The organism is Chitinophaga qingshengii (assembly GCF_014529935.1).
Classification (GTDB): Bacteria; Bacteroidota; Bacteroidia; order Chitinophagales; family Chitinophagaceae; genus Chitinophaga; species Chitinophaga qingshengii.
This window is the reverse complement of record NZ_JACVFC010000001.1, coordinates 790,569-803,815: the sequence shown is the minus strand read 5'-3', so window position 1 is coordinate 803,815 and position 13,247 is coordinate 790,569. Positions and strand designations below refer to the sequence as shown.

The window sequence follows — 13,247 nt, the reverse complement described above, 5'->3', positions numbered from 1 at the left end:
GAAATGATGAATAAGACTGAAATGCTGCCATTGGCAGCAAGTAACGGTATGCCGGCAGGAAGCGGTTTTCTGCCTGATTTTGCGCCTGTATATGGCAATATCAGAAGGGATACACGCTACGAATCGGAGCGCAACCTGCCGGTAGCAGCATCTGAGGCTGTCAGTATGCTGGCAGTGGGTATCATTGCATTGTTATACAGGTATACAGGTGAAAAAAGCATTGCTATAGGTGTCGCTGATGATCAGGCAGGAGCCATCATACCATTGGAAATAACAATATCCGATGAGACGAGTTTTTCCGCATTGCATTGTACTGTGGTGCAGCTACTGGAAAGGGAGAGCAATGCAGCAGAGAGAGCCGCGGCCGCTTCGTTTGCACCTGCCCGTGAAGTACTGCTACTGGCAGAGCATAATACAGGATATCTGCAGGCTGGTTCTCCACGGCAACTTATTTTTACTTATCATATTCACCCCGGGGGGGTCGGGCTTTCTGTCGATTATGCTGCTGCGTTATACCGGCCGGATACGATTGACCGGATGACGGGGCATCTTTTGAAATTACTGGAGTATTTACAATATCAACCGGCACTCCTGGTCGGTCATGCGGATATTTTGTATGATGGCGAAAGGGAAATGATAAATACGTTGTTCAACAGTGCTTTTGATATTCCTTTCGACACCTCGGCGTCGTTGTATACGTTGTTTGCGAAAGTGGCAGCGCAGCACCCCGACAGGATCGCTGTCGGTTATGAGGATGAAGTGGTCACCTATTATGAACTACATCGCAGGGCTACCTTTCTGGGCAGCTTGCTGGCAGAAAAAGGAGTGAGAAAAGGAACCGTGGTGGCGCTTTTCCTGGAACGATCAGTCAATATCCCACTCTCGATAATGGCTGTGCTAAGCTGTGGTGCTACCTATCTTCCTTTGTCGAGACAATTTCCCTTGCTGCGTCTCCGGCAACTAATGGAAAACAGTGGGGCCGGTCACCTCATTAGTGATGAAATACAACCTGCGCTCACTGGCTGCAGCATTATTTATATCCCTGAAATAACGGGTGCTGTACCAGGTTCAGTTACAAACCCAGAACCAGTAGATGCTGGTAGTGCTGCGTATATCATTTACACATCAGGTTCTACCGGCGTACCCAAAGGCGTTGTGGTAACGCACCGCAATGTTCATAACCTGGTAGCAGGTCTGGAACGGCGGATCTATTCCCGTTATCATGATGTGTTGAGGATAGCCATGGTAGCGCCTTATGAGTTTGATGCTTCGGTGCAGCAGATTTTTGGTGCATTGCTTTACGGAAATAGTCTTTATATCACAGATGAACCATCGAGGAGAGATGGTCAGTTGCTAGGCAGGTTTTACCTGCAACATAAGGTGGATGTTTCCGACGGAACGCCTAGTCATTTACGATTGCTGCTTGCCGGAAGTTCGCCGGAAACGGATTTTAAGCTGCCGGTGCAACATTTTATTATCGCAGGGGAAGTGCTGCCAAGGGAAGTGGCAATGCAGATCATGCAACGTTTTGCTGATCGCCAGGTGCGCATCACTAACCTATACGGCCCTACCGAAGCTACGGTAGATGCCACCAGCTTCGATATAGAAGAACTGCTCCCTGACAATATGCGTTCCATACCCATAGGAAAGCCGTTACCCAACCTAAGGATTTATATCATGGACGGACACATGCAACTGCTGCCCGTTGGTGTGCCTGGCGAGATATGTATTGGCGGCCATGGGGTGGCTATAGGATATGCAGGGGATGAAATCCTTACCTGCAAATCTTTTGTGCTGACGGCACAAGGTGAACGTCTGTACAAAACAGGCGATTATGGAAGATGGTTGCCCGACGGGAATATTGAATACCTGGGAAGAAAGGATGAACAGGTGAAGATAAGAGGATACCGTATCGAAACAGAAGAAGTAAGGCAGGCAATGATAGCGCATCCGGAGGTAATGGCAGCAGCGGTTCGCTTTGTAAAAGAAGATGAAGATGCGCACCTGGAGGCATACGTGGTGCCTGATAGCCGGCAGTTGCCATTATTGACTGGTATGCTCAATAGTGTGGCTGATCCGGCGCTCACTACTTTGCCTTTTGTGACTATACCCGGGGGCGCGGTACTGTTTACCCGCAACCCGGAAATAACCTTGCGGGAATCCCATGCGCTGTTACAGGAAAAGGTGTTACCCCTGCATTTTTCCGGGAGCATAAAATGCCTGTTGACATTAACTGCGGCATATGAACTACTGGAGCTGGCCGCAGTGAAAGGTACAGATCAGGTATCCATTATCGCCGGTACCTCCCGCGTTGCTTTAAAAGCTAATATGATTTCCTGGGGAGAACCAGGAAAAATGATTGAATCGGAGCATCCGGCTGATCCTGTTTTAATGCGGCCATTTTTAAAACAGTATGGTTTTGATGCCATAGATCTGCTGAAAGCCGACGGCAGCGATGCAATACACTGGCTGGAACAGTCGCATATCCCGGTGAAACATTTATGGATTACCTGCCGGGACTTCGGCGAGGCTGCTCACATTATGGTATTGCTGGAAGAAAAAGGATATCATACGCACCGGGATGAACTGACAGATGGCCAGCTTATCCTGTTTGCTTCTCAACAAATAACAGTCGCGGCTTTTACACTCAGCGTAAAAGCTGTAGTAAATAACCTGAAGGAATGTAGCCGTGGGCCGGCAGCCGTTTTAAAAGATATCCGCGCATCATTGCAGGACAGGCTGCCTGTTTATATGATCCCTGCTGTGATAAGATTTGTACAACAGATCCCTCTCAATCAGAATGGTAAGGCAGATCTCAGAGTATTGCCGGCTTTACCCTCGCTGGATGAGGGGTATGCAAACCGTGAAGCACCCGCCAGTGCCGCCATGCAAGCACTGACGGAGATATGGGAGAAGGTGTTGTCAAGAAAAAGTATCCTGGCGGATGATAACTTCTTTACTATAGGCGGTGATTCTATCAAAGCAATACAGATCGCAGCAAGGATGAACAAAAAAGGGTTCCGCCTGAATCTGAAAGATCTTTTTAATCATCAAACAATTGGTACGCTGGCGCAGTTCCTGGAATCAAACACCACAGGGGTGCCAACGGTTAATCAGGGGACCGTTACAGGGAATGTACCGCTGTTGCCCGTTCAGCGGGATTTCTTTGAACAGAAGAAAACAGAGAGGGGGCATTATAACCAGTCGGTTATGCTGGATGTGGCAACAGGTTTCAGTTTGCTGCAGGTTGACCGTATGCTGAAGCAGTTGCTGCAACATCACGACGGCCTTCGCCTCGCCTTTTATGAGGATGAAAAACAGGAATGGCAACAGGTGAACCGCAGCCAGCTAAAGGTTGTTGCCACGGAACTGGTCATAGACGAAAATGAGGGGGAAGGTGAATGGGAACAGCAGATGGACAGGCTTCAATCCGGTCTTTCTTTCCCGGCCGGCCCTCTTGTTAAGGCTGTATTGATCAAAAGCGGTGAAAAATGCAGGCTGTTGCTGATTATTCACCACCTGTTGATCGATGGCGTTTCATGGAGGATTTTGATGGAAGATATCCATGTAATCTATAAACAGATAAATGCAAATGAGCCGATTTCTTTGCCACAGAAAACAAATTCTTACCAGGAATGGGCAAATGCGTTGGTTAGTTATGCGCAACAGCCGGCTTTGCTGGCAGAACGCAACTACTGGGAGGAAGTATTAAATAGTGTATCAACCCGCATTCCCTTTGAGTCGGATGAGGGGACTGATACCATAGCCGATAGCGCGGTGGTACGTTTTCAATTAGACAGGGAAACGACGGAACTGCTGCTTACAAAAGTCCATGAGGCTTTCAATACTGAAATGAACGATATACTGTTGGCAGCCCTGGTGCTGTCTTTCAATAAGGTGTTTCATACTACATCACTTTTGCTGACACTGGAAGGACATGGTCGGGAAGCAGCCGGCGCTAATCTCGATATTTCCCGTACCATAGGTTGGTTTACTGCGGTATATCCGGTTGCCATTCATATTCCCGCAGGCGCCGGTGTACAGGAAGCGGTGATATCAGTCAAAGAAACCTTACGGAAAGTGCCCAATAAAGGCCTGGGATTCGGTGTGTTAAAGCATATGACATCCAATGGCATCAATACATCCGTTCAACCACAGGTGCTGTTTAACTATCTCGGACAATTTGAGCGTGATGAGGAAGGTGGCTATCCGTCGCCTTCGTCGCTGTACGTCGGGAAAACCCAAAGCCTGCTGCATTCCCGGACACATGATTTCGATTTCTCCGGCCTGTCGGCAGACCGGCGGATGATGTTTTCATTGTCGTATAATCGTCATCGCTACTCACCGCATACCATGGAGCTCCTGATGGACACTTTCAGAACTACACTACTGGAGATAACAGCGTATTGTATAAACAGGAAGCATAGAGAACTGACGCCAAGTGATCTTACAATGAAAGGATTATCGGTAAACGAAATCGATAATTTGTTTTTATAATATCCGGTTAAGTACCAATAATTAGGGGTCTTATGACGCAACAATATCTGCATAAAGCAAACATACAGGACATATCTCCGCTTACTCCCCTCCAAAAGGGTATCTATTACCATTACCTGAAAGGTGGCGACGATCTGTATTGTTGCCAGATGAGTTACAGGGTTAATGGCCTGCTGGATCTGCAGCGGCTGCAAACAGCTTTTGCCACGCTTTTCAGGTGCCATGACGTTTTACGCAGCGTATTCCTTAACAAAGCGGGTAAGATTATGAGCGTGATACTAAAAGAAGTACAACCGGATTTCCGGTACAGGGATGTCAGCGGGGTTTCTGACCCCGAGGTAGAAATAGCTGCTATCAGAAAGGAGGGAGAGGTGCTCACTTTTGAGCTCGAAAGGGAACTGCCGATGAGACTGACGGTGGTGCGGTTGAATGAAACATGCCACGAGTTAATATGGAGCCACCATCATATTGTAATGGATGGATGGTGCTTAAATATTCTGATTAAAGATTTTTATGAAGCATATAGACAGCTATCGTTAAAAGACACTGTGGAGATGCCGCGGAGGCCCCAGTTTTCTTCCTATCTGGAATGGCTTGACTCACGGGATATGAGAACCGCGGCAGCCTATTGGGAAGAATATATGAGCGGATATGGTGCGGTTACATCGCTGAACAATATTTCGCGGCAACAGGAACTCCGGCAGATGGCGGATTTTCAGCTGGCGTTGGATGATGCTTTGACAAAGCGCCTGCTGGGCATCGCGGCGGAAAGGCGCGTCACGCTGAATACGGTTGTACAAACTGCATGGGCGGTATTGTTGGCCCGTTATAATGCCTGCAATGATGTTTGTTTTGGAATTGTGTCATCAGGAAGACCGGAATCAATTCAGCAGGTGGAAGATATCGTAGGCCTGTTTATCAATACATTGCCGGTACGCATCCGGTATGCTCATGATACCCGTTTGGGTGATTTGTTACCCCTGGTACAGCAACAGTCTTTGGAAACGGAAGTGTACCAATATTATCCGCTGGTAGATATTCAGGCGCAAACTCGTTTAAAAAACAGGCTGTTCGACCACCTACTGGTATTTGAAAATTATCCTGTCATGGAGGGCACAAACGATACACAGGAATTCCGGATCAGTGACGTGGTCGTAAAGGAACAAAACAGTTATGACATGAGTATACTTGCTCATTGCAGGGATACCACCCTGTCGTTCATTTTCCGGTATAATACAAGCACATATGATACGGCGTTTATGTCGCGGCTGGCAGGTAGGTTGGAGCGTGTATTACGTATACTGTCGGAACATCCTGATACCCTTGCAGATGAAATTTCCATAGTACAGGAAGAGGAAAAAGCTATTGGAAATGTCTTCTGGTTGGAAGAAACTGTGCCGCTGGAGAATATTTTGACGGCCCGCTACGGCTTCACCGGGCAAACAAGTGGTGCCCTTATCCCTTCCGGCAACTGGAATATCTGTATTACCGACGAAGCTGGCCGCGTTCAGGGAATAGATATGCTGGGATGGTTCAGTATCTCCGGTGGCGGGCAGCTGATACGCAGCGATGTTAAAGCTTTTATGAATGAAAAAGGGATACTTTTTTTCCCGCAGGAAGAACAAACGGTGATTATGCCGAAAGAGGCAATAAAAACAGCCAATGATGAAACAGCGCAGCAGTTGGCAGCTGCCTGGTCTGAAATACTTGGAATACCCGTGGGGGAGATCGATGTCGATACTCATTTTTTTAGTTACGGTGGACATTCTATAAAAGCCATACAGGTGCTATCACTGATCAACAAAGCATTTAATACGCGGATCTCACTCGATCAGTTTTTTGCAAAACCGACCATTTCGCAGCTGGCTGATGACATTAAAGCAGTAAAATGGGTAAGCTACATAGAAGATAATAATTCCGGTTCAACCAAGGTTAGAATATGACGATTTCAAATTTAATACTGGAACTGCACCAGGCCCGCATACAATTACGCCTTGACGGAGAAGATATCGCGTTGATACTTCCCGCCGGAGAAGGTGTACCGGATGAATTGCTGGAAAAACTCAGGTCTAATAAACAACGGCTCATTCATTGGCTAAAACAACAGGCTGCCCCGTCTGGCACGATAACCGGGGAAGCAGCGCAGGTAAGCTTTGTTGCAACGGCTTCGCAGCGGCGCATGTGGGCCATGGAGCAAATGAATAGTAATGGTACAAACAATACGATATATGCCACCTGCTGCGTAAAAGGACTACTGAATATTGACTGCCTGGCAGAGGCTATTCATGCCCTGGCAGACAGGCACCAGATATTGAAAGCTGTTTTTTATGAAGCAGGAGAAGACATACTTGTTTGCATCGACAAAGACACGCCGGTGGAAGTGGATTACACAGACATCAACATGCGTCCAGGTAATGACGAGTATCTGACACTGCAGCTCCAGGTACTGCTGGCCCGGAAATTTGATCTTAAAAAGGGGCCGCTTTTTAAAGTGAATATCTGGCGGTTAAAAGATCAATATTTACTCGTACTCGCTATTCACCATATTATTGCAGATGGTATTTCCATGGAGATACTGTCTGATGAGCTATTTCAGCTTTACTATGCAAAATTACAAGGGTTGGGAGCTACATTGCCGCCGGTCCGATATCAATTCGCCGACTATGCCGGATGGCTGCAGGAAGAACTGGCAGTAAACGGAGAAAGCATGCTGGACTACTGGAGAAAGGAATTAGGAAATAGACCGCCTGTGCTGTCGTTGCCGGTCGATTTTAAACGCTCTTTAACAGGCGGTCATACCGGGGCAGTAGAAGAGCTGGTATTAAGCCGGGAAACATATGACCGCATACAAGCATTCGCCCGTTTGCATCATATCACGGTATCATCTGCCATGCTGTCGTTATTCTATGTATTATTGTCTGTTATCTGTAATCAGGAGGATATAGTCATCGGTATGCCGGTTTCCGGCAGAACACAAGGGGACTGGGAGAAGCTGGTAGGATTGCTTGTTAATACGCTGCCGGTCCGTAACCAAATAAACCATAACGTCAGCTTTAGAGAAACGGCAATAGCGATCGGGCAAAAGGTAATACTTGGATTGTCGCAACAGTTACTGCCATTCGATTTTATACTGGAACAGCTACAGCTACCACGTATTCCCGGCCGGAACCCCGTGTTTGATGTAATGTACAGTTATAGTGCTGCCGGGGTACAGGACAATTTACCCGGGCTGGAGATCAGTGCCTATACGCTGCCGGTAGTGAATGCCCGGGTGGACTTTGCCCTTGACGTAGTAGAAAGTGAGGAACAGCTGAAATGCAGCTTTATTTATGATACCTCATTATTGTTGGCAGATACCGTACAGCGATGGGTGGAACTGTTTGGAGTGATGTCGGAAGCATTGTTGGAACAACCGGAGTTGCCCCTCCACGCTGTTGTTCCAACAGCGGATGTTTTGCCGGTTATGCATGATTATAAGGCTTTGCCGGGAGCGGTATTTATGCAGCATGAAAATAGGACCATTTCCTATGGCTCCTTGTTTCAGACAGTGAATGCGATTGAAAAATGGGTATCCGATACCGCTGTTCAGGAGCGGATAGCCATTGCTGTACTGGCCGTCAGAGAGGAAGATAAAATGGCTGCTTGTCTGGCTGCCGTAAAAAAAGGAGCGGCGATCATTTCCCTTGTCACCACATCAGAGATAACAGCCGTTATAAAAAACTTGGAAGCTGGTATTGTTACACATGCGCTGCTCGACATTTCACTTCAGCGACGGCTCAAAGGATATCCGCTGTCCATACCGGTAATGTGGTTGGAAGAAATGGAAAAACAGGTAGAGGCAACAAATAATACGCCGCTGCGTGTGCTGGATGTACCGGCGGAATACGGACTGCCTGTCGGGGAAACAGAAAGCTTGTTGGTGGACATTTGGCGGGAAGTGCTGCATCACCCTGGTATTGGAACGAAGCACAATTTTTTTGCAGCTGGTGGCGATTCCATCAAAGCTATCCGCATGATAAATGCCTTCAATACCCGTTCGGGAAACCGCCTGGATGTGCTGGATATCTTCTCCTGCCAAACAATTACTTCACTGGCGGAACTTATTGCAATGAATGAAGGACCGGCACAGGCCATGAAAGAAGAATGGCAATCCGCAGTGGCTGAAATAACAGCAATCAGCCAGTCAGTCCTGGAGTTGCCGGCATTGCAGGATGCTGCGATTGAAGACGTTTACCCGATGAGTGGGATAGAACAAGGATTGGTATTTCATAACTTGTTCAATACACAACAGGCAGTATATCATAATCAGTTGTATTTCGCGATCACAGACGATCATTTTGAGTATAACCGTTTTACAGCGGCCTGCATGTTGCTGGCAGCCAAACATGATATCTTAAGAACGGGCTATCAGCTGGCCGCCTACACACTTCCATTGCATATAGTGTACCGGAACAACAGCTGGACACCCGATATCCAGCTGATTAACCTCTTACACCTGTCGGGGGAAGATCAGCAAAATTATCTGCAACGGCATGCAGCGCAGGACAGGAATACTCCTTTTGAGGTAACAAAGCCAGGATTATGGAGACTTCGGGTTTTTCAATTGTCAGCAGAGAAATACGGCATCTTCTTTTCATTTCATCATGCTATGCTGGATGGCTGGAGTTGTACATCCCTTTTTACTGAGTTGACGGATGTTTACTATAAAATGGCAACAACTCCGGCATTACAACTGCCACCGCTGAAAGCTTCCTATAAAGACTATGTGACGGACCAATGGCGTATAAAGAGAGATCCGTTACAGGGCATGTTCTGGCGGCGGTATATTCAGCAGTGCGAGCGAACGCCGCTGCCGCTGGGTAAACAAAACACTACAGCGCCGACCGCATACCGCGTTTATCAATGCCGGTTGGACGACAGCCTCAGGGCCAGGCTGGAAGAACTGGTTAAAGCAGAACAGGTAAGTATCAGGGACGTCTTCTTGTCCGCCTTTGTATACCTCCTGCGTTTTATCTGCGGGTATACAGACAATATCACGCTTGGGTTGGTTACGCACGGCAGACCTTCGCTGCAAGACAGCGAGGCGGTACTGGGCTGCTTTCTGAATACGGTGCCCTTCAATATCAATGTTGAAAACCGGATCAGCGCTATTGAGCTGATAAAAAAAGTAAGTGAAGTCGGTGTATTGTTAAAACGTTACGACAGGGTGCCATTGAAGGATATCATTCAACCCGAACACAAAGGCGTTACATCGGAAAGTCCTTTGTTCGACATGGTATTCAATTATATGGATTTTCATGTGTTGCAATCCGTCCACCCTTCTGTGGAGGTAACGGCCGGCGACCTGGATGCCGTTACCCGCAAAAATACGCTCTTTGACTTCAATGTATTTAACACCGGTGGTGAAACCCGGTTTACAATAGAATATACGGATATATACAACGTGGAGGAAGTAGAGCGGCTAATGAAATATTATTTCCGTATACTCGGCCGGATGTCAGCCAGCAGTGTGCTGGAGCCAACTGTCGTGTTGGAAGAACAGGAGCTGAAACGATTGATAGATGGGATTTACGATACCAATGCCATTTTCCCATCTGATGTAAGTCTCTGTGATTTGTTTGAAACAACGGCAAAAGCTTACCCCGGCAAAACGGCCCTGGTATTCGATGATCAGTGTGTGACTTTTGATTTTTTGTATCAGCGGGTGCTGCAGCTGGCCGCCATGTTGAGGCACCAATATGGTGTGCAGGAAGGGGATTTGGTGGGACTTATCATGCAACCTTCCATTGAAATGGTACTTGCTATACAAGCCATACTCAGGGCCGGTGGTGCGTATGTTCCCGTAGATCCTGCCTTTCCTGCAGCCCGGATCATTTATATACTGGAAGATGCCTGTGCTAAAGTTGTATTGTCTGATGAAGGCTTTTCCCTTGATAATACGGAAGACACAGACATCTTTTTCAGCAATATTCCTGCCGCCCACAGCGCTATATGGAAGCGTGTGCCGGAACCGCTAAAGGGGCCCATGTCGGAGAGCCTGGCGTATGTAATTTATACCTCAGGGTCAACAGGGCTGCCTAAAGGGGTAATGGTGGAGCATGCAGGTGTTGTAAACCGGATCGACTGGATGTGGAAATATTATCATTTTCATGCCGGAGACAGTATCCTTCAGAAAACTCCCAATATTTTTGATGTCTCCGTCTGGGAGTTATTCATGCCGCTGTGTTTTGGTTGTGAAATGGTGATAGGGCCGAAAGAAATAAGGTATGATCCGGAAATGTTAATGCGGCACGTATCCAGGTATGCAGCTACTACCGTGCATTTCGTTCCGAGTGTATATCACCTGGTACTGGAAGCGCTTAATAAAGACACATCAGGTCGCCTGCAAACGCTCAGCAGGATATTTGCAAGTGGCGAAGCGTTGTTACCGGCAGTAGTACAAAAACACTATGAAAAACTGCCTGTTCCGCTGTATAACCTGTACGGCCCTACGGAAGCCTCTGTAGATGTTAGTTACTATGATACCGGAAAAGATGATACTGTTGTTCCAATAGGGAGACCCATTGCCAATATCTGCCTGCGTATTCTTGATAGTAATCTGCAACCGGTGCCGGTAGGTGGTTGTGGAGAGATATGCATAGCGGGTATTGGACTTGCCCGTGGATATATTAACCGCCCGGAACTGACCAATGATACGTTTGTACAAAGTCCCTTTGTAAGGGGAGAACGTATCTACCGCACCGGTGATCTGGGAAGGTGGTCGGAAGACGGAAACATATTATATGAAGGCAGAAAAGATCGTCAGGTAAAAATAAGGGGTAATCGTATTGAGCTGGGAGAGATTGAAAACGTATTGCTTCAGTTTCCGGGTATGGAAGAAGCCGCGGTTATATGCCGCAAGGACAAAACGGGGGCAGATATACTGGTGGCTTATGTGGTGGCTGGCTTTACACTGGATGCCAATAAACTTATCAGCTTTCTCTCCGGGAAACTGACCGCTTACATGATACCTGCCCGTTTTATTCAATTGCCCAATCTTCCGTTGACCAGCAGCGGAAAAACAGACCGGAAGATGTTGCCCGAAATAACAACAGAAGACGAGCGTGTGGAACAACCGGTTCTTATACCACGTACCGCTGCAGAACAGGCGCTGGTAGCGGTGATTGCCCAGGTAACCGGACAGGCAGCTATCAGCGTCGATGCAAATTTCTTTAGTCTGGGCGGTGATTCCATCAAAGCGATACAGGTCGTTGCCCGTTTGCGGAACCAGCATTATCTGCTGGATACAAAAATGTTGTTTGAACACCCGGTGATAGCAGATCTGGCAGCACTGATGAAAACCGATCAGCGTGAGATCGATCAGCGGCCGGTAACAGGAGCAGTACCGCTTACTCCCGTGCAGCTTTATTTCCTTCATCAACAACGCCGGCAACCGGCATATTTTAATCATGCCATACTCCTGCAACTAAAGAAAAGAACCAATCCCAGACAGATACAATCCATTTTTGAAAAAATTCGTACCCATCATGATATGCTAAGGGCGACGTTTTCCCAAACCGGAGGCAAATGGACGCAGGAAATAATGCCGCCGGACAGTGAACTGTGCTATTATTTTTTTGACTATCAGAGTAAGTCAGACGCATTGGCACTAATGGAGCAAAAAGCAGGGGAAATACAGGCTTTGGATAACCTGCAAGGGCCGTTGATGCGTATTGTGCAATTCCGGCTCCCCGCAGCCGATTTTGTACTATTTGTAATACATCACCTCGTAACCGATGGGGTATCATGGCGGATTTTGCTGGAAGATGTACAGGCGTTGCTGGAACAGGAAAGAACAACGTCTTCGCTGACATTGCCTCTGAAAACACATGCCTATAGGGATTTTGCTATGGCAGTTCATGATTATGCATTATCAGACGCATTGTTGTGCCAGCAAGCATATTGGCAGGCGACAATAAATGAAATGGAAGGTCAGGCAGGCATCCCTGCAGATAAAATAACGGGGCGGGCCAACCTGAAAGACCTGCGTAATTGCAGTGCGCAGCTCGATAGTACAGAGACGGATATACTGCTCAGACGTATAGGGTTGGTGCCGGGGGTAAGCCCGCAGGACGTACTGATCGCCGCTTTTGCATTGACGGTGTACCGCTGTTACAATAACCGGAAAGTAGGTTTTATGCTGGAGGGACATGGAAGGGAAGAACTATTCCCGGATATCAACATTAGCCGCACCGTTGGCTGGTTTACATCCATATTTCCGGTGGTAATAACGGTTGAAGATGAAACAGATCTGGCAAAACTGGTTACAGGGGTGAAAGAAAAGCGGAGAAGTATTCCCGATAATGGTATGGGGTATGGTGTTCTAAAATATATAAATGGGCTGGAAATCCTCCAGGAACAACAACCTGCTATTCTGTTTAATTATCTCGGGCAATTTGATCAGGATATACAGTTCAGCGATTTTACCCTGTCGTCTCATCCGGTTGGTAATCGGGTGGCCGACGATGAAATACTGGCCTTCGACCTGGAACTAAACGCTATGATCATAGAACAATCCCTGCATTTTACCCTGTATTATAACAGCCATAAATACAGTGCAGCCACTATGGATCATTTTTTTACGCAATATTCCTCAACATTGAAAGAACTTATTGCAGGTTGCACGAATATGCCTGCCGTCGAGCAATTCCCGGATGCTTTCGCCAACAGCGAATTTTCTGTTGATGAACTGAACCATCTTTTCGACTGAT

General features: G+C 47.3%; 3 protein-coding genes. All 3 read left to right on the top strand.

The annotated features are described in order from the left end of the window. The first annotated feature begins 3 nt into the window (after positions 1 to 3). Genes ICL07_RS02750 through ICL07_RS02740 form a run of 3 tightly spaced genes read left to right on the top strand, consistent with a single transcriptional unit; the run spans position 4 to position 13,246 of the window. Positions 4 to 4,497 carry a non-ribosomal peptide synthetase gene (locus ICL07_RS02750; protein ID WP_188086414.1) on the top strand — a complete coding sequence of 1,498 codons (4,494 nt, stop codon included), beginning with the start codon at positions 4 to 6 and terminating at the stop codon, positions 4,495 to 4,497. Between the two features lie 32 nt (positions 4,498 to 4,529). Next, a complete protein-coding gene (locus tag ICL07_RS02745; RefSeq protein ID WP_188086413.1) occupies positions 4,530 to 6,440 on the top strand; it encodes a condensation domain-containing protein in 1,911 nt (636 codons plus the stop codon). Next, a complete protein-coding gene (locus ICL07_RS02740; RefSeq protein WP_188086412.1) occupies positions 6,437 to 13,246 on the top strand; it encodes a non-ribosomal peptide synthetase in 6,810 nt (2,269 codons plus the stop codon). Before ICL07_RS02745 ends, ICL07_RS02740 begins: the two co-directional genes overlap by 4 nt. Position 13,247 lies beyond the last annotated feature (1 nt).